Source organism: Rhodococcus sp. OK302, assembly GCF_002245895.1.
GTDB lineage: Bacteria > Actinomycetota > Actinomycetes > Mycobacteriales > Mycobacteriaceae > Rhodococcus_F.
On sequence record NZ_NPJZ01000001.1, the window covers coordinates 1,087,754 to 1,105,604 of the forward strand.

At 60.6% G+C, this 17,851-nt stretch carries 16 protein-coding genes; 7 read left to right on the plus strand and 9 right to left on the minus strand.

Translation table 11 applies throughout. From position 1 onward, the window contains the following. Positions 1-79: 79 nt before the first annotated feature. From BDB13_RS04905 to BDB13_RS04915, 3 genes are all read right to left on the minus strand, one after another. Positions 80-1,318 (minus strand): HNH endonuclease signature motif containing protein, encoded by a 1,239-nt coding sequence (locus tag BDB13_RS04905; RefSeq protein ID WP_094270649.1) that lies wholly within the window; start codon positions 1,316-1,318, stop codon positions 80-82. Positions 1,319-1,453: 135 nt separating this feature from the next. After that, complete coding sequence (locus BDB13_RS04910; protein WP_094270650.1) at positions 1,454-2,071, minus strand: LuxR C-terminal-related transcriptional regulator; 618 nt, start codon at positions 2,069-2,071, stop codon at positions 1,454-1,456. Further along, the gene (locus BDB13_RS04915; RefSeq protein WP_094270651.1) at positions 2,068-3,270 is read right to left on the minus strand and encodes a sensor histidine kinase; all 1,203 of its coding nucleotides are present in this window, start codon (positions 3,268-3,270) and stop codon (positions 2,068-2,070) included. Before BDB13_RS04915 ends, BDB13_RS04910 begins: the two co-directional genes overlap by 4 nt. A gap of 114 nt (positions 3,271-3,384) precedes the next feature. On the opposite strand from BDB13_RS04915, the gene BDB13_RS04920 reads away from it, so the two are divergent. From BDB13_RS04920 to BDB13_RS04930, 3 genes are all read left to right on the plus strand, one after another. Continuing rightward, complete coding sequence (locus tag BDB13_RS04920) at positions 3,385-4,431, plus strand: ABC transporter permease (protein ID WP_094270652.1); 1,047 nt, start codon at positions 3,385-3,387, stop codon at positions 4,429-4,431. Then, positions 4,428-5,162 (plus strand): ABC transporter ATP-binding protein, encoded by a 735-nt coding sequence (locus BDB13_RS04925; RefSeq protein ID WP_094270653.1) that lies wholly within the window; start codon positions 4,428-4,430, stop codon positions 5,160-5,162. Before BDB13_RS04920 ends, BDB13_RS04925 begins: the two co-directional genes overlap by 4 nt. Positions 5,163-5,258: 96 nt before the next feature. Further along, positions 5,259-5,714, plus strand: coding sequence for a PAS domain S-box protein (locus tag BDB13_RS04930; protein WP_254922716.1), 456 nt, complete (start codon positions 5,259-5,261; stop codon positions 5,712-5,714). On the opposite strand, the gene BDB13_RS04935 is transcribed toward BDB13_RS04930, so the two are convergent. The 3 genes from BDB13_RS04935 to BDB13_RS04945 form a co-directional block, all read right to left on the minus strand. Then, positions 5,715-6,356 carry a TetR/AcrR family transcriptional regulator gene (locus BDB13_RS04935; RefSeq protein WP_094270655.1) on the minus strand — a complete coding sequence of 214 codons (642 nt, stop codon included), beginning with the start codon at positions 6,354-6,356 and terminating at the stop codon, positions 5,715-5,717. 125 nt (positions 6,357-6,481) lie between these two features. After that, positions 6,482-6,772 (minus strand): SHOCT domain-containing protein, encoded by a 291-nt coding sequence (locus tag BDB13_RS04940; RefSeq protein ID WP_094270656.1) that lies wholly within the window; start codon positions 6,770-6,772, stop codon positions 6,482-6,484. Then, the gene (locus tag BDB13_RS04945; RefSeq protein WP_094270657.1) at positions 6,769-7,206 is read right to left on the minus strand and encodes a DUF6325 family protein; all 438 of its coding nucleotides are present in this window, start codon (positions 7,204-7,206) and stop codon (positions 6,769-6,771) included. The genes BDB13_RS04940 and BDB13_RS04945 overlap by 4 nt, the downstream gene beginning before the upstream one ends. Before the next feature lie 145 nt (positions 7,207-7,351). Between BDB13_RS04945 and BDB13_RS04950 the strand changes: the two genes are divergently transcribed. The 3 genes from BDB13_RS04950 to BDB13_RS04960 all read left to right on the plus strand — a co-directional run bounded on the left by BDB13_RS04950 (position 7,352) and on the right by BDB13_RS04960 (position 11,352). Then, entirely contained in the window at positions 7,352-8,116 is a 765-nt protein-coding gene (locus tag BDB13_RS04950; RefSeq protein ID WP_217902117.1) for a PaaX family transcriptional regulator C-terminal domain-containing protein, read from the plus strand. A 66-nt stretch (positions 8,117-8,182) separates the two neighbouring features. Beyond that, complete coding sequence (locus BDB13_RS04955) at positions 8,183-9,808, plus strand: acyl-CoA dehydrogenase family protein (RefSeq protein ID WP_094270658.1); 1,626 nt, start codon at positions 8,183-8,185, stop codon at positions 9,806-9,808. Positions 9,809-9,846: 38 nt separating this feature from the next. Next, positions 9,847-11,352, plus strand: coding sequence for an acyl-CoA synthetase (locus BDB13_RS04960; protein WP_094270659.1), 1,506 nt, complete (start codon positions 9,847-9,849; stop codon positions 11,350-11,352). A gap of 14 nt (positions 11,353-11,366) precedes the next feature. Here BDB13_RS04960 and BDB13_RS04965 read toward each other — a convergent pair whose 3' ends face one another. The 3 genes from BDB13_RS04965 to BDB13_RS04975 form a co-directional block, all read right to left on the minus strand. Then, a complete protein-coding gene (locus BDB13_RS04965) occupies positions 11,367-12,596 on the minus strand; it encodes a hypothetical protein (RefSeq protein WP_254922717.1) in 1,230 nt (409 codons plus the stop codon). Between the two features lie 73 nt (positions 12,597-12,669). Next, complete coding sequence (locus BDB13_RS04970; protein ID WP_094270660.1) at positions 12,670-14,232, minus strand: YfcC family protein; 1,563 nt, start codon at positions 14,230-14,232, stop codon at positions 12,670-12,672. Next, positions 14,229-15,605 carry a M20/M25/M40 family metallo-hydrolase gene (locus BDB13_RS04975; protein ID WP_094270661.1) on the minus strand — a complete coding sequence of 459 codons (1,377 nt, stop codon included), beginning with the start codon at positions 15,603-15,605 and terminating at the stop codon, positions 14,229-14,231. The genes BDB13_RS04970 and BDB13_RS04975 overlap by 4 nt, the downstream gene beginning before the upstream one ends. 614 nt (positions 15,606-16,219) lie before the next feature. Between BDB13_RS04975 and BDB13_RS32050 the strand changes: the two genes are divergently transcribed. Beyond that, the gene (locus BDB13_RS32050; RefSeq protein ID WP_176459529.1) at positions 16,220-17,749 is read left to right on the plus strand and encodes a hypothetical protein; all 1,530 of its coding nucleotides are present in this window, start codon (positions 16,220-16,222) and stop codon (positions 17,747-17,749) included. The last annotated feature ends 102 nt before the right edge of the window (positions 17,750-17,851 follow it).

Genomic DNA, 17,851 nt, shown 5'->3' on the forward strand with positions numbered 1-17,851 from the left:
CACGGTGCTTTCACTCTCGCACGCCGCCGTGCACCGGGGCATGTTTCTGCCCCGGTGCACCCGTTGACTATTCGGTTGTTCACGCGGCTGTCGGCGGACTGTTCCCCGGTATCGGAACCTGATACGGATCTACCGACATCGGTGGATAGAACCGGGTTTTCCGGTCATCCCCGATCTCGACACTCCACTCGGTATGGTGCAGCAACCGATGATGATGGCCACACAAAAGTATGAGATTGTCGAAATCCGTTGGACCACTGTCCGTCCAATGAACAATATGGTGGGCATCGCACCATCCGGGCGGAGTACCGCACCCCGGGAAGGCGCATCCGCCATCTCTGACGGCCAAAGCTCGCCGCTGCGGGACTGTCGCGGTTCGCTCGTCGAGCCCATGATTGAGCGGAACACCGTTCTGGTCGAGCAGGATTCGGGTGACCGTGCAGTCGCAGGCCAGCATGCGGGCACTGTCGAGACTGATGGGGCCGGCCCAGTTGGTGATCGCATACCCGAGTTCTTCGGTGGACGGCAAAAGGTCTTTGAGGGCCTGAAGGTCTGTGAGGTCTTTCGCGGTGGCGGTGATCGTCAGGTGCGGTTTGACGCCACCTTCGACGGGCCCGAGGCCGGCCATCTCGAAGCGGCGCAACAGTTCACAGAAACCGTCAGCGCGTCGAAGTGCCGGGGTACGAAGATCTTTCACGCCGTCAATTTCGGGAGTCGGCTTCGAGAGGCCTGACAGCAGGGCGATCAACCGGGCGCCGTTGACGGCATCGAGGTCACCTTTGACGCTGACGCGGCCGTACAAACCTTTGGACGCATAGAACTCGTTGCGCTCGGAATCCTCTCCAATGGGGACACCATCGTCGCGGTTGCCGTACTTCTTTTCGATACGCCGGATTGCCGCACGGATGGCATCGCAGTCGGAAACTTTTTTCGAGGCCAGGTCCAGCAGGATTTCGCGGGCCTTTTCGATGTCCGCGGTATGCATGTTCTTGGGTGGGTGCTGGCAGAACTGGGCTACCTGCCGCGCCTTCTGCATATCGATATCACCGTCGTGAAAGGATTGTGCGACTACAGGTTCGAGCATGAATAACCGTGCAAGCGAGACCAGTTGACTGCATTCGCCGATCTCGAGATTGGTGGATCGGTGCAGCCACTGGGCGATAGCCCGAAAGCCCGTATCCGGGAGAGCATCACGGGTGAACATTTCGACAACGAGGTGCACCATGCGCGATTGCATATCGTGCCGGGCGCGGACTAGGTCGAGGACCTCCGTTTTGAGTCCCTCACCGTCCAGTTGCCATGCTTCCCGATTCCCCATGCGCTAATTCTAATCGAACAGGATTTCGATTCCTAGGGACATTTCGGACAGATTTGAGAGAGCTCTACCCGAGAGTTGTTGACAAGCAACTATATTCGACCGGACAACAGGGTCGAGCCGATCTTCGCCGTAGCCTCAGATCGAGCCGAGCTCCCGTGCCCGGGCGACGGCCGAGGTTCGAGATTTCACACCCAATTTGCCGAAGATATGGACGAGATGCGATTTCACCGTGGTCTCGCTGAGGAACAGTTCCTTGCCGATTTCGCGATTCGACTTGCCGGCGGCAACCAGCTTCAAGACTTCGATTTCCCTTGGGCTGAGACTGGTTTCGGGCTTCCGAACGCGTGTCATCAGTTTGGATGCGATAGAGGGGGACAGGACGCTGTCTCCTGCGGCTGCGGAGCGGACGGCCGCGAGCAGTTCGGAAGGTGGGGTGTCCTTGAGGAGGTAGCCACTTGCTCCGGCCTCGACGGCGCTGAGGATATCGGCGTCGGTGTCGTAGTTGGTCACTACCAGAACGTGGGGCGGGTTCGGCAAGGCGCAGACGGCGCGGGTGGCGTCGACTCCGGATTTGCCGCCACCGAAGCGTAAATCCATGAGTACCAAGTCGACTGGAGTGGTAGCACAGAACGCGATTGCTTCTTCGGCTGTCCCGGCTTCGCCGATTACTGCGATGTCGGTTTCACTCTCGAGCAAGGCACGCAAGCCGGCACGAACGATGGCGTGGTCGTCGGCGAGAAGCAACCGGATCATTCTTCACCGTCTTGGAGGGGGAAAGTTACGGTGACGGCCGTGTGGCCGGGTTCGGATTCGATATCGAAGGTGCCGCCCTGTAGTTGGACGCGTCGTCGAATGGCATTGAGTCCGAAGGATTCGGCTGGTCCCCGGTCGAGTGCCGCTACGTCGAAACCGATTCCGTTGTCGACGATATCGAGACTCACGGTGTCTTCGGAGTAGGTGAGGGTCACGGCCATCCTGGTGGCTTGGGCGTGCCGAAGCACATTGGCTACTGCGCCCTGGGCGATGCGGACCAGGGTGGCTTCGAGGGGCATCGGCAACGCTACTGCTTCACCTTCGATAACGGCGTGGGCTTCGAGCCGAGCGCTGGCCGCGCGATCGCAGATCCGGCCTAATGCCTCGGCCAAGGACTGCCCGTCCAGAACTGCCGGCGTCAATTCCGCTATCAGTTGCCTGGTTTCGGCGAGACTGTCGGCGGCGGCTTCGCGGGCGAGGCTGATCTGCCTGACTGCGGGGCTATCCGGATCGGCCCGCTCGGCAGCGTGCAGCAGCATCTGAATACTTGAAAGTCCTTGTGCCACCGTGTCGTGAATCTCGGCTGCCAGCCTTTCTCGCTCCGCGAATTTACCGGCGTCTCGCGACGTTGCCGCCAATTCTTCACGGGTGTTCATTAATTCGTCGATGAGGCGACCACGCTCGGCTGCTTCGCGGTACAAAGCCTGATAGCCGAGTCCGATGGCCACTGCGACAGCGGCGCCGATCATCGGTCCGATTGCGCCCCCCAAAGACCATTCTCGGTGCAGACCGGTCCCGGTCACGGAGATGGCAGTCGCAACTACTACCGCGATCAGGCTCCATGGGCGTCGGAGTAGGTGGATGTAGAGGAAGAACAGACCGAAAACGAGATAGGCGGCTTCGGCAGACAACCCCATCAGGACAATCCACACCAAGGTCAGTGCGGCCAGCCACCAGCGTGCAGCATTGCCGCGCAGGCGCTTGAACACCCCGAACAGGTAGACGGCGGCAAAGATCACCGACAGAGAAACGATATAGGGCGTCAGGGTGGATTCGTCGACGATTGCCCGGAGGAACACGACACCGGTCAGCGCGACAACAAGCACATGCAGGCCGAGCTGAAGGCCGGCAAAGACGGGTGTGAGCGGTGATCGATGCATCCCGCCCAGCATAACCAGATTCGGGCGCTCGCCATCCATCAAAAGTTGTAACGAAGTGTCATTCTTTCGGTGGCCGCGATGTCCGTCCGAGGTGTGATGGAAAGAGTGTGAATCAGCGGGAGTGTAGAGGCAAGCACAGGAAAGGAATTCACAGTGTTTGTCGCAATGAGGGACTTACGGGCAGCGCGAGGTCGTTTCGCGTTGATCTCGGTAGTGGTTCTGATGGTTGCACTTCTGGTCAGTTTTCTCAGCGGTTTGACCGCTGGGCTGCGCCATCAGAACGTGTCTGCCATCGAATCCATGAAGGCCGATACCGTCGTTTTCGCTGATACCGGTTCGGGAGCGTCGTTCGACGAGTCGGCGATCACCGCAGATCAGCTGAAGGCCTGGACGGCGGGCGCAAAGACTGTCGATCCGGTGGGCATCGCCCGCGGAAAAGCCGGACTGGTGGGTTCCAACCAGCAGTCGGTGTCGCTGTTCGGCGCGGACAGCGGTTTCGGTGACTTGACGCCGAGCGCACCCGGAACGGTAATCCTCAGTGAAGGCGCAGCCCGTGACTTGGGTGCCGCTGCCGGTGACCACATCAGTGTGGGTGCCAACCAGTTCACGGTTACCGCTGTTCGCGGCGACGACTGGTACAGCCACACTCCTGTTGTCTGGATGACACTCGGCGATTGGCAGGATGCAAATCCGCGCGGCGGGGTAGCGACAATCCTGGCGGTTTCGGGTGCTTCGGATGCTTCGGCGATCAATTCTGCAGCAGGCACTACGTCGACGACGGTGAGCGGTTCGCTCCAGGCCATCGGGTCCTACGCAGCTGAGAACGGCTCGTTGACGCTGATGACGTTCATGCTCTTCGCGATCTCGGCTCTGGTGATCGGCGCGTTCTTCACAGTGTGGACCATCCAGCGCATGCCCGACGTTGCGACGCTGAAAGCGCTTGGTGCAACAACAGGTTCGCTTGTGCGCGATGCGTTGGGACAGGCGTTCATCGTTCTGCTGATCGGCGTGTCGATAGGTATCGGATTGACGGCAATCGCAGGAACTCTCATGGGTGACGCGATGCCGTTCGTGCTGAGTCTCTCCACCACGTTGGTCCCGGCGTTGGCGCTCATCGGCCTCGGGTTGGTCGGCGCAGCATTCGCCCTCCGTTTCCTCGTGACCACAGATCCACTCACAGCCCTAGGGAGCACACGATGACAATCGGCAGCACTGTTCTCGATCTCCAGAACGTCAACCTCACTTTCCCCGACGGCCAGTCTCGGATCACGGCTCTCGACAATGTGTCGTTGAGCTTGCGCCGCGGCGAGATTGCGGCGATTACCGGACCGTCGGGCTCGGGCAAGTCCACCCTGCTCGCGGTGGCGTCGACGCTCATCCGTCCTGATTCGGGTCACGTCTACTTCCGTACGCCGGAGGGAAGCACCGACATCGCTGCGCTCAGCCGTAAGGCGGCGTCCGAGTTGCGACGTAATTCGATCGGGATCGTGTTCCAGCAGTCCAATCTGGTGTCGTCGTTGACGGCTCTGGAGCAGCTCGAGGTGATGGCGCATCTGGGTCAGTCGGTGTTCACGCCCCGGGCGCAGCGCAAGGCTGTAAAAGAGAAAGCGATGGATTTGCTCGATGCCGTCGGATTGGCGGATCAGAGCGGAAAGCGGCCTGCGCAACTGTCGGGTGGGCAGCGTCAGCGAGTGAATCTTGCGCGCGCATTGATGAACGATCCGCAGCTTTTGGTGGTCGACGAGCCGACGAGTGCCCTCGATCAGGAGCGTGGTGCCGCAGTGATGGATCTGATCATCGGGGTAGTACGAGAACGTGAGGCGGCAACCCTTCTCGTCACTCACGATCGCGGCCATCTGCATCGGATGGATGTTGTCTATCGTGTGGTGGATGGAGCTTTGACAACAGATCAGTCGGTGTTCGCAGCCTGATCGTGGCGGCTGCGTCGTCACGCCTCGACACGTCCTGGGAACCGATAGACAACCGATCATTTGCTGGGACGCTAGACTGTTGTCGACTTGGGCAACATGAGAGGACGTGTTATGGAACGCCGCCGCAATGTTGCGCCGCCGACGCAATCACCGATAGCTGATCTGGAGCAGATGCCGGCTCTGATCCTGCTCGACAGATTGCCCGTGCCGGTGATGGCCGTGCACCGTGACGGAAGCATCGTCTTTGCCAATCCGTCGTTCGCGGACATGATGGGTTACCCCAAAAAGGCCGTCTCAGCACTGCGTTTGCAGGACATCCTGTATGACAAGGATGCCGACGACGTCAGTGCTGAGCAGGCCCACCGCGAGTTGAGTTCGGAGCCGGGTTCCATCAAGGAATTTGTGCACGCCGACAGCACCTTGGTGCGGGCGACGGTCAGTCAGTCGTTGCTTCGCCGCGACGACGACACGATCACCCTCGCGGTTCTGCACGATCTGACCGAGCGTCTGTGGAACAACCCGCGTCACACCTTGGACAACCCAAACGGCTGATCAGCCGCTTCGCGGCCTGGATTTCGGTTGTCGGTCCAGGCCGAGGGTTGCCGAGAGAGTGTCGACTACCCACTCCTCGTAGCGTTGACCGCTCCAGCCCGCATCGATCACCAGATCGGTAAAGGTTTCGGCGCTGGACAAGCTGAGTGCGGTATTCACCGCAGTCTCGAGGTCGACGGTCGGAGCTTTCTCGACAAGTCCGATCATGAGGTGCTGCTGCACAGTTCGACGCTGTTCGCGATTGATCTGCCAGAGAAGCGCTGCGTCTTCGTCGGCGGATGCTGCAGCCCGCAAGGCCAGCAGGATATCCGCAGTTCTTTCGAGGATGAGCCGTCCGTGATGTACCTGAATTCGGAGTTGTCCAAGCGGGTGTGGGGCGCCGAGCGCGGCTGCCACCCAGGGCCGATCGAGAGTGCTCACTCGTGCCTCGTCGCCGCTGACCGAAACATCGAGTAACGCCGCCAAGACACTTGGTTTGTTGCCGAATACGAAGTACACACTTTGCACCGAAACTTCGGCTGCCTCGGCGAGTTGTTTGATGGTCGCTGCCGCATAACCAGGATTCACGAAGACGCGTCGTGCTGCCTCGATGATCTTGGTCCGCGCTGAAATATCCCCGGTAATTCTTGTTGCCCCCGTCATAAATTGGAGCTTAGCTCTAGAGCAAAGCTCCAGCGACTGGGACAAAACGAGTTGGGCAGAACAAACGGCCCGAAAGCGCGGATTTCGGGCCGTTTGTGGTGGGTTTGTTCAGTTCGGGGCTTCGACTACCCGAGAATGCGAGCCTTCTGCGCATCGAACTCGGCGTCGGTGAGGACGCCCGCAGCCTTCAATTCGCCGAGCTTGGTGAGCTGCTCGATCTTGGCGTCCATGGAAATTTCCGACGCAACGGGTAGCGGCGGCAGATCGGGAATCGGCTGAACCACCGGGACCTGCTGGACCTGAGCCTGCTCTGCGCGCTGGTCTGCTTCGGCCCAACGGGTTCGCTGACGGCGCTGAACATTTCCGTGAATGGAACTTGCGACGGCTACGCGGCTGGCTCGCCTGATAAAGCTCATGCTTCGTTCTCCGTCTCGTTCAGTGCGGTTGCCAACTCGTCGAGTGAGATGTGGCCTTCGGTGATCACGCGGCCACCGGCTCGTGCCCACGCGTCGAGTACCGGCAGCAGAGTCATTTCTTCGTAAACGAGAACTGCTGCAACACTTCCGGCTGCGATATCTTCGCCGACGGCCGCGATGTCCGCCGCGTCGAGGAGCCCGGAAGCGGCGCCGTCGAACTGGGACAGATCAAAATCTGCGAGGTCGAATGTGGATGCCGGAACCACGCTCAATGAACTGTCCGCAGCCTTGGCGACGAACTCGAGATCGAGGATGCGAATGGTCCCGTTGTCGACGGCTGCGAGCAACTGCTCGAAACCGTCGGCAGTGACTGTACCGTCGGGAAATTCGACAGCGATGTATTCGACTGGACCGAACTGGTCTTGATTGGCCATCAGCTACTTCTTGCCCTTCGTGGGGGTCGGTGTTCTTCACGAATGTAGTAACTTCGTTCGGCATCCGGCCTGCTGGAATGATCGTCAGTAACGATAGTCCGTAGACGCCGGGTAGCGGCGTCCGCAACCTCTAGGAGTTCGACCTGTGGACGGCACCACTCATTCCCCCGAGCTGGATCTGGAGTCACACCTACCTCGATTGACTGCTCGTGGAGTGATCCTCAGTTTGCTTGTCAGCAACCATCCGGCACGCCCTACACCGGCGCAGGTGGTTCGAGCGGCTGGTGCATTCGACATCAAGGAGTCGGCGGCGCGCGCCGCGCTCAGTCGCATGGTCACCGGTGGCGACCTGATTCGCGTCGACGACGGCTTCACGTTGAGTGCGCCGCTTCTGGAGCGCCGCCAGCGGGTGCTGCACGAGGTCGAGCAGGTGACCCGTCCGTGGGACGGGGACTGGGAAATCGTGGTGGTGACGGGGGTCGGTCGTGATCCGGGCGATCGAGCGATTCTGCGTTCTCGGCTTTCGCGATTGCGTCTGGCGGAATTGCGTGAAGGTGTGTGGATGCGGCCCGCGAACCTGATTCGGCCGTTGGACTTGGCCGATCAGCCGGTGCAACGATTTCGCGCTGTTCCCGCGGAGGACGGCGCCGCGTTGGTTGCGCAGTTGTGGGACCTCGAAGGATGGGACGCGGAGTCGCGTCGTCTGTTGGCTCTGATGGACGTAGCCGATACGACGGTGGATCGGTTCACGGTCGCGACGGCAATCGTGCGTCACCTGCTGACCGATCCGGTGTTGCCTTCCGAGATGTTGCCGCCGGCGTGGTCTGCGGCGCGAGTGCACTTGGCGTGGGCAAATTATCAGGAGGAGTTTGTTGCAATTCCCGAGGTCGGAGGCAGTAGCGAGGATTGATATTGCATATTGACATCGACTGTTTGGAATCTGTAATGTCCATTGAAACAGTCGAAGGAGACAGTCATGCAGACACATGAGGTTTTCAATCAGGCCAACCCCCTTCTCGGTCACAACGTCGCGGACGATCGGACGCTGCTGGACGGACTGGCTCGCGAAGGAGCCGGGTGGGCAACGGACGAGGTCAACGACCTCGGAATCCTGGCGGGTACCGAGAAGGTGCAGGACTGGGGCCGGCTCGCCAACGAGAACCCGCCGATCCTGAAGCCGTACGACCGTTTCGGTCACCGGATCGACGACATCGAATTTCATCCGGCCTGGCACGACCTCATGTCGACGGCAGTCGCTAACGGATTGCACGGATCCCCGTGGAGTGACGACCGCGCGGGAAGCCACGTTGCGCGCGCGGCAAAGTTCTACGTCTGGAGCAATGTCGAGGCCGGCCACACCTGCCCGATCTCCGCGACGTACGCCGCGATTCCGGCGTTGCGCGACACTCCGGAGTTGGCGGACACCTACGAGGCATTGCTGTCCAACCGGCTTTACGAGCCCGGGCTGAAAGCGCCGCTGAGCAAGGCCGGACTGTTGGCGACGATGTCGATGACGGAGAAGCAGGGCGGCTCCGACATCCGCGCCAACACCACTCGCGCTACACGACAGTCCGACGGCAGCTACCTGATCGTCGGCCACAAATGGTTCACCTCGGCAACCATGGCCGATCTGTATCTTGCTCTGGCGCAGACGGATTCCGGCGTCACCTGCTTCCTGGTTCCCCGCGTACTTCCCGACGGCACCCACAACAACATTCGTCTGATGCGACTCAAGGACAAGCTGGGCAACCGCTCGAATCCTTCGGGTGAGATCGAGTACGAGAATGCAATCGGTTGGCGGATCGGCGAAGAGGGCCGCGGGGTTCCGACCATCATCAAGATGGTCAACATGACGCGCTTGGATTGCCTGATCGGTGCGGCATCCGGAATGCGCCGCGGAGTCACGCAAGCGGCGCACCACGCGACGTACCGCAAGGCATTCGGAAGCTATCTCATCGACCAGCCCTTGATGCGAAACGTACTGTCCGACTTGGCAATAGAATCGGAAGCCGCATCGTTGCTCATGATGCGACTGGCCGGAGCCCACGACCGCTCCACCCGTGGCGACAAAGCCGAAGCCGAATTCCTGCGACTGGCATTGGCCGTCGGCAAGTACTGGATCTGCAAGCGCTGGCCGGCACATGCTGCGGAATCGCTGGAATGCTTCGGTGGCAACGGATTTATCGAGGAATCGCAGATGCCGCGTCTGTTCCGCGAGTCGCCGCTCAACGGAATCTGGGAAGGCAGTGGCAACGTTGCCGCCCTCGATGTCCTGCGTGCGATGAACAAGAGTCCGCAAACAGTCGAAGCCTTCTTTGCCGAGGTCGAGTTGGCGGGCGACGAGCCGAGCATCTCGCGGACGGTGCGTGAAATTCGCGTCGAGCTTGCCGATGTGGCGAGCGCAGAAGTATTGGCACGCAGAGTGATCGAAAAGATGGCGCTGGTCTTGCAGGCGTCCTTGCTGGTTCGTCAGGGGCACCAGGCTGTAGCCGACGCATTCATCGCCACCCGGTTGAACGGTGATCGGGGAAGTGTCTACGGAACCCTCCCGCGCAGTGTAGATTTCGCAGCAATTCTCGATCGCGTTACCCCGAAGGTCTGAGATACCTCCAGGCACACTTTGAGAAAAGGAGTCGATCAATGCAGGGAATCGGTGACTGGGCAGTCCGTCGAGCTCAGTTGAGTGGCAACAAGACAGCGTTTGTCTATGCGGGAAAATCCTGGACGTATCGCGAATTCAACGAGCGCACAGACAGACTGGCCAATCATCTCCGTGACGGAATCGGGATCCGGGCCGGCGACCGGATCGCAGCCGTAGTCGCGACCTCGGTGGAATGCCTGGAGATTCTTTTTGCCAGCGCGAAGATCGGGGCCATCTTCACGCCGATCAATGTCCGCCTCACGGCACCCGAGATCGGTTATGTCCTCTCCGATCTCGGGGCACAGACGCTTTTCGTGCACCCGATGTTCCCGCAGGTTTCGGATGCGTTGACGCAACCGGGAGTACGCATTCGAGATGTGATCACAGTCGGTGACGAGTACGAAACCCTGCTGGCCGACTCGAGTCCGGAGCCGGTACATCCGCAGGCGAAGCGGCACGACGTCGCCGTGATCATGTACACGTCGGGCACGACAGGGCATCCCAAGGGCGCCATGCTCACTCACGAAAATTTACGTGCCAACGCCGCGGCAGTGACGGCGTCGTTCGGATTGCGCGAACGCGATGTCACCATCACGGCATTGCCGATGTTCCATATCGGCGGGCTGGGATTGCATACGTTGCCGTTCATCTACGTCGGCGGAACCAACGTGATCCTGCCGGCGTTCGATCCCGTCAAGGTCCTCGATCTGGTGCAGTCGGAACGTGCGACGCAACTGCTGTTGGTACCCACCATGTGGCAGGCGATCATGTCGATTCCGAATCTCGCGGAATACGATCTGTCCTCACTGGACTCGGCACTGACGTCCGGGGCGCCGGCGCCGATGGCGGTGCTGGAATACTTTGCCGAGCTGGGCATTCCCTTCCAGGAGGGCTTCGGAATGACGGAGTGCGCGCCGTCGGTGGCATTGCTCCCGGCCGAGTCGATTCGTGAGAAGGCCGGATCCATCGGTCGGGCACTGTTCGGTATCGAAACACGATTGGTCGACGAACATGACCACGACGTGCCGGTGGGAACTGTCGGAGAGTTGCTCGTACGCGGTGACAACGTGTTCGTCGGATACTGGATGCGTCCTGCGGAGACCGACGAGGTCATGCGCGGCGGTTGGTACCACACCGGCGACATGGGCCGCGTGGACGAGGACGGGTTCATCACGCTGGTCGATCGCAAGAAAGACATGCTGATCAGTGGAGGCGAGAACGTCTACTCCCGCGAGGTGGAGTTGGTGATCGCCTCGATGCCCCAGGTGCGCGACGTGGCTGTAGTTGCTGCGCCGCACGAGAAGTGGGGCGAGACACCGGTAGCTTTCGTGGTTCTCGTGGACAATGCGGAACTCAGTGAAGCCGACGTCATCGAATTCGGTCGAGAACGCCTGGCGACGTTCAAGATTCCCACCAGAGTCGAGTTCCTGGAGGCACTTCCGACGACAGCGACGGGCAAGGTACGCAAGAACGCGCTCCGAGATCTGACGGTCTCGGCTAGCTGATACCGCTCTGGCGCTCAGGATTCCGTGACGGAGACGGATTCCTGAGCGCTACGGGCGCGGTAGACGATCATCTCGCGCTGTAGTGCCCGACGGAACCGAGGTTGCTCGGCCAACAACACGGCCATCACGGTCAGCAGTAGCCAGGTCGCGGCGGCGCTCGCAATAAGCATGGCCACCGGAATCCACGGTCCACCCATCTGCTCGAGCAGAGTTGTCTTGGCCCAAACACGCCAGTAGAGCATGAGATTGACGATCAGGCCGACGCCGTACGAGATGGCGAAGGACATGAGAAACGGCTTCCAGGTGCCGTCGTAGCGGCGTTCGAGCATCGGCTCGGCGCGCAGCGGAAAGACCACCGACATCACGTTGGCAACACCGAGCCAGAGCAGGATCATCGTCAGGACTTGTCCGCAGGCTTTCACCAATTCGGTGCTGGTTCCGGCGCGCCACGACAGGACTGCGCTGAGCAGGAATCCGGCTGCACCTACGAAGATCAGCATGACGATGTTCTTGGCTACCAGTACATGCCACAAGCGCGTACCACCCGAGAGCGCGGCCCGTACGCGGGCAGCGTCGAAACTCAGGGCGTTGGTGCACACGACGCTTCCGATCACGCCCGACAACGCGTACAGCGCAAGGTAGGGGAGGCGGTCTTCCTTGCTGTCCCACTGGAAGATACGGATGAACGCGAGGTAACCGAAACCGAGTCCGAGACTCAGTCCCAGCCGGAAGGCGATGGATCGAGGTTTGCCGACGAAGACATGCCGGAATTCCTCGCCGATTCGCCGGCCGAGATCCTGGAAGTGCCGCACAACCGGATTGCCCGCTGCGAGAGGGACATAGCCGCGGATTGCCGCGGCAACGTCATCGGTGTCGCCGGCGTCGAGTGCGGCCACTCGCGCTTCGAGGACTGCCAGATGCGCTGCCCGCAAGGCGATCCGTGCCGTCGTGACCGCAGCGGTTGCGTCGGCTTCGGCTTGGGCTGCGGCGCCGATGGTGGCTTCGGCCGGCAACGGCGGTTGGAGACGGGTGATCAACTCGAGTTGGCGGGCCATGTGCGGCGACGGAGAAAGGCCGCTGTACGTCGGTTGGCTCAGTGCCGAGCGTTCGTCGTCCAACGCTGCTCGAACCGACATCGCCGCTTTCTGCACGGCGGTTCGGCTCTGCCACCGGACCGAACGCGCTTCACTTTCAGCCGCGACGGCGCGGGATGCAACCTCGGCCAGGTCCTCGACCGCAGTCATCTGCTCGCTCCATTTGGTAGTTGAGGGAGGGGAAAGTCAGGCGTGGTCGCCCACGCCTGACTGGGCTGCCCCGCTATTCGAGTATCGCTGCCGCACCGATCACGACGACAACGATGACGAAGTTGATCGCCAACAGCGGCCACACGAAGCGTAGAAACTTGTCGTAGCCGACCTTGGCCATTGCGAGGCCGCCGACGACAACGACGTTGGTGGGCGCAACCATCAGCATCAGGCCGTGGCCCATCTGCCAGGCGGTGATCACCAGAGACCGGCTGACTCCGGCGAAGTCACCCAGGGGAGCCAGCAGCGGCATCGCGAGGGTGGCATGGCCGGAGCTGGACGGAATGAGGAATGCCAGCGGGATGTTGACGATCATCACGAGAATCGCGAAAACGCCGGCAGACGCGCCGTTCACCAAACTCTCCATCGCATTGAGGATGGTATCGAGGGTTTCGGTGTTGGTCATGATGACCGAGACGCCACGCGCGAGCAGGATGACGATGGCCGGTCCGACCATGTCGCCGGCGCCGCGGGTGATCAGTGAGACGATCTTCTTCTCGCCCATTTTGGCGACGATGCCCACGAGAACTGCGGCGAGAATGAAGAGCATCGCCAGTTGCGGGAACCACCAGTTCAATTCGAACCAGTACGGCTCGGTCGCGGTGACGTGGTAGGCGTCGTACTCGGCGGGGCCGGTGGTGGCTCCGAAGATGCTCGACCACGGAATGACCGAGAAGATCATCAGGCCGAAGGTGAGGCCGGTGATGGCGAGGACCAGCTTCTGAATGCCGGTGAGCTTGCCGTCGACGTCGACAGGTTCGGCCGGCTCTTCCTCGTCGTCTTCGTCGACGTCGAATCCGACGATGGATGCACTGGGATCCTTCTTGACCTTAGCTGCGTACCGAAGCACGAATACCACTGCAACAGTGGTCAATATGATCCACAGGATCACGCGAAGAACAATACCGTCACCGATGGACACGCCGGCCTCGCCGGAAGCAACACCGATCGAGAACGGGTTGACCGTCGATGCCAAGTTTCCTACAAGAGCGCCGAGAATGATCATGGTGGCGGCGACCATGCGGTCGTAGCCGAGTGCCGTCATCAGGGGGATCAGAAGGGCGTAGAAACCGAAGGTCTCGACGGAGAAGCCCATGGTCGATCCGAGTAGCGAGAACAGCACCATGATGACGGTGATGAGCAGCCAGCCTTTGTCGCCGAGCTTCGTAGCAAGCTGCGAGACAGCGGTTTCCAGGCTTCGCGTCGCGAAGCTGACCGAGATGAAGGCGCCGAGCGCCATGATGAAAAGCACGACGCCGACGGAGCCGAAGAGCCGTCCGATGTTGTCGGTGTCTACAAATCCGGTGAGAGAATCCTGCACTCCGTAGAGACCATTGACCGGGGAGAGGATCAACTGCTGGACGCGTTCCCAGAATGTCAGCGGAGACGTGACTGTCTCGAAGCTACCGGGAATCGGTGATCCATCTGCGTCGACGCCGAATTGGCCGGCCGGAATGAACAGTGCGGCAACCCACACCAGAACCGTGACGATGGCCAGCATCGTGACGGCGCCGGGAAATTCGAATTTCTTCTTCACCGGCGACTGCGCGGCGCCTTCTTCGGTCTTGGTGCTCATTTCTTCCCTTCGAATGTGCGGGCGTACTCCTGGAAGAACAGTGCTTTTGCGACGACGGCCTTCTCGAGTTCGTCGAGAAGGACCCGCTCGTTGGGGCCGTGGATGTTCGCGTACCCGTCTGTGGCACCGAACAGCAGCTTTTCGGCGGTAGGAACAGCGGTGTCCAAAGCCATGACGATGGGGATAGACCCGCCGCCGGCCATCTGGCCGGCTTCTTCGCCCCAGGATTCGGATAGCGCGAACATTGCGGCGTCGAATGCCGGACCACCTTGGGCAGCAGCGAATCCGTCGCCGGTCTCGCCTGCCTTGACGTCCAACTCGAGGCCGAACGGGCGAAGCGCCTGCAAGTGTTCGACCAGCGCGGCCTGAGCCTCTACGGCCGGCTGACGGGGGTGCACCCGAAGGTTGATCACTGCGCGAGCCGTACTGGCAACGGCATTGACCGCGCCGTCGACGGGAGGCGCGTCGATACCGGTGACGGTGATTGCCGGCCCGGACCAGATTCGTTCACCGATTCCGCCGGTACCCAGCAAGGGAAGTCCGTCGCGAACCTCGGCGAGGGTGCGGAATTCTTCGTCGGTGTAACTGATTCCGGTCCAGGGCTCACGCAGTAGACCGTCGACGGCCACGTCACCGTTGTCGTCGTGCAGGGTCGCGAGCGCACGGATCAGAGCAAGTCGCGCATCCGGAGCAGCGCCGCCGTAGAGGCCGTTGTGCTTGTCCGCGCCCAGCGTTGTCAGTTCCACGATCACCTGAGCGGAGCCACGTAGCGCGACCGTCAAAGTGGGGGAGCCGGGACGAACACTGCCGACGTCTGCGATCACCATGGCGTCGGACTGGAAAAGCTCCGGCGCTTCGGGCGGGTAATTGTCGAAGGGACTACCGAATTCTTCCTGACCCTCGATGACGAATTTCACCGTCACGGGCGGGTTTCCGTCGAATACGCGGAGCGCGCCGATCATGCCGATCACGTTCGCCTTGGAGTCGGCCGTTCCGCGGCCGTAGAGGGCGTCGTCGCGTTCTGTCGGCTCGAAGGGAGGTGAGTCCCAGAGTTCGAGATCTTCGGCGGGAACGACGTCGTAGTGCGAGTACATGAGAACTGTCGGAGCGTCTGCCGGGCCGGGAACGGTGGCAATGATGACGGGTGCCGTCTTGCCGGGAATCTCCAGACGGTCGATCTGGGTGACACCGGCATTCTCCAAGAGCGAGACGATCAGATCGTGAGCTTCGAAGAGCGGCGCTGCGGGGTAGCCGTCTGTTGCGACCGACGGTATCCGTACCAGTTCGATCAATTCGGATTTGAGTGCCGGCATCAAATCCGCGGCAGCACTCTTGATCTGAAGAGGCGTCATCGGCCCTGAGTTTTCAGGCATAAGGTGATCTCCTTCTGCAAGCACTATTGACAGGGATACCGAGCTCCCGAAGAGACGAGCAGAGCACCTGTTCGGACCGGTCAGTCCGTCGTCGGAAAGATTACGGTTGTCTCATTGATTCGGCGCGTCCGGTATGCGAATTGTGTGTCCCGATCACCAACCCGCCTGGGTGAATTATGCGAATAGTCCGAATTGATGAATTCGAGTCTTATTTTCCGTGACGTATCCGGAGGCGTTCAGTTCGATATTCGGATTACCCAAAGGCCGATTAGTAACTATTCCGCTAATTGATCGTTCAGTCAGCGGTATTGAGTTCGAATAAATCGGACGGATTAGCAATGGGTGTTCAGGTTTCCGAATCGGCCTGGCCGCCACTGGATCTTTTCTGAAAACCTGCTGCGTAGTAGATGTTTTTGTCTACCCGGTGCAATGGCCGAAAATCGTCTTCCATCACTGGGTGCGGGTGACGATATGTAACCCTTTGCCGGTTAAGGCTTGGTTGACATGAATATTTCTACGGTTTCTAATCATCGCAATCAGTCGGCAATCTATCAGTTATCGACTGGCGCGGTCTTCAGCTTGCCCGTCTGGTTACTTTTCGAGGAGATCAACAAATGAGCACATCGCCATCGGCCGTTGCGCAACGGAAATCGATCGTACTAACTTCCGTGTCCGCACTCTCGACGTGTGTGATGGTCGGTGGAATTGTCGCCGGATTTGCGGGACCCGCAACATCCGCGCCGGCTCGCGCGGCACTGCCGACGGCAGCTTTCACCGCGTCGGCGTGTGAGGGAACGGATACCGCCGACATCGTTCCCGGGTCGAATGAACTGGTGATCGACGGTCAGCGTTTGGAGAACTACAACGACGGAAATGTCGTGCCCCTCTACAACAACGGCTACGTCGACGGTAGGTCGGTAGTCGCCCCGGTCTGTGGTGTGCGCGAAGTTGACGGCGTGGGTCCGCGGTCGGAATGGATGTACTGCACGGATATCGACCTGGATACCTGCGATGAGGTCAATGGCGGCCGGCCGGGCTATACCCCTGAAGACGATCGCCACAATGAACTCTCCTTCGAGACTGTGGGGCCGACAATCCCGGTTGCCGGTAATGACCGCCTGAACGACGATCAGGAACTCGTCATCAGTTACCTCCTCCAAAATCCACATCCGTTCACGGCCCTCACGCCGAACGGTGTCGCCGACGATTCGACCGACAACAATCGGGTGAATCGGCAGCTGCTGGTGTGGTGTATTTCCGACTGGGAGGGCGGCCAACACAAATACGGCGACGGCACCGAGATGGTCGATTGCGACGCCGACCTCGGATCAGCAGAGCAGTCTCGGATTCTCGAGATCATGAAAGCCGAACCCATTTTGGGAATCGAGCTGACACGCCCCACCGCGGGAACAGTCGCGAACGGCGGCACGGCCACCTTCACGGTATCGACCAATCTGTACGGCAAGCGGCTCACGGTGAATGTTCCGACCGGCGCCAAGGTCGAACTGTGTGAGCCCAGCTCAAACGCGAAGCTGACCGGCAATACCCTCGTTGTCACCGGCAGCGGCAATGATTCGACCGACGTGAAACTCTGTGTCACGTCTTCCGCGGGTGGCAACGTCAAGGTTTCCGTGTCGGGTACTCCCAGTTCGCACGAGAGCATCCACTGGAACAACGCCGGTGCCGAGTGCCAGGTCTTCGCAACCTTCGACACCGTGCAACAAGACAAACTCGCGGGCGACGCAACGGTGACCTTCGATACGACGACTGCACCGACGACTACGACGACTGCACCGACGACGACGACGACTACGGTTCGGACTACCACCGTGACTGTGCCGGGTATTACGCAGCCGAATGTGGTTGTCATCCCGATCATTCCGATCATTCCCATCATCCCGATCATTCCGGCGCCCCCCGGAGCGCCCGTCAGTCCGGGTGCGCCGAACGTGCCGGCACCGGTCGCGCCGCAGGTGGATGCGCCGTCAATACCGCGGGCTCCGACGGGACCACGCCCCACCGCCATTGACGGCGGCGGCGCCGACGAGAGTGCCGGCCCGAATCTGGCGCTCACTCTCGGTGGGCTGGGTCTGATCGGCTTGGCGGCCTGCGGAGCTATCGCAGTCCGACGCAACCGTGCATAAGTAGTACGACGACCTGACCCAGATCGCATGAGTTGACGCCCGGTGCCGAAGACCCCCACTTCGGCACCGGGCGTCGCTATTGCTTGACTTGACGGCGATGTC